1 protein-coding gene and 1 pseudogene are annotated in these 965 nt (G+C 62.8%); both read right to left on the bottom strand.

The window, feature by feature from the left end; genetic code table 11:
• On the bottom strand, positions 1 to 440 hold a 440-nt coding region (locus A3730_RS00120; protein WP_156500687.1), incomplete at its 3' end, for an FAD-dependent oxidoreductase.
• A 113-nt stretch (positions 441 to 553) separates the two neighbouring features.
• Positions 554 to 965: pseudogene (locus A3730_RS30775) on the bottom strand (hypothetical protein); the annotation flags it as partial.

Raw genomic sequence — 965 nt, 5'->3', positions numbered from 1 at the left:
ACCAGTTCCACTCCATTGCCGGCCAGCGCCGGGCGAAGCAGGTCGGCAGGCCAGGCACCGCTGTCCATGGCGGCAGTGAATTTGTCCCGTTGTTTGTCGTTTACAAAGTGCTGAATGACGCCATTGAGCTGGCCGTCCTGGTCACTGGAGGGAAAGCCGTAATGGTGGAGCCAGCGCAAGGCATGGCGGTAGCTCGTCTGGTAGAAACGATTCTGTGGTGTCAGGTGTGGGCTGGCGGTGCTATAGACGACACCGGCCAGATTCCCGGACGCGCCGGCGGCAATGCCCTGCGGATCCAGGACGGTCACGGTCCAGTGTTGCTCGGCCAGGGCGCGGGCTGTAGTGGCGCCGGCCAGGCCGGCGCCGATGACGATGGCGTGCCGGGATGTGCTGGGCTGGTCGGTTGGGTGCTGGGTGAGGAGGGTGCCGGTCTTGGTCATAGCAAATGTGGTCCCTCTAGTCGGACCGGGATCAGCGCAGTGAATAGGGGAGCGGTCATGGGATCCGTGTGGTTGGCGGCGTCGCTGTGAGGCCCTAGGGTAACACGCTGCGATTACGGAGCTGGCACGTTCTGGGCCGCCTTGAACTCAGCCAGTACACGTTTTGTCTGTTGCAGTAACCAGACGGTTTTCTGCCGGTAGCTGGCGTTGCTGATGCGGATGAAGTTGTCGTTGATCAAGGTGACCAGTAACGCCTGGTTTTGAATTGGGCGGTTGGGTTCTACCCAGCGCATTTGGGCCTGGGCACTGGGGTTGCCTTCCAGGTCCACCAGTCGCTCACTGATGATGCTGAGCGCGTTGGCGCTGTTGCTGAGTGCCTTGTCGACCCGGCGCTGGCGCAGTTCGCTGTAGTAGCCCGCTACGGCGCGCCGGGGTTGCATGGTGTCCCAGCCCGCAGGCAAGCCGGACAGGGTAAGGGAAAGCTGTTCCTTGCCATCCGCATCCCGGTAACGCAGGGTGCGCGCG

Source organism: Alcanivorax sp. HI0044 (assembly GCF_001634945.1).
This window is presented reverse-complemented; position numbering and strand designations above follow the sequence as displayed.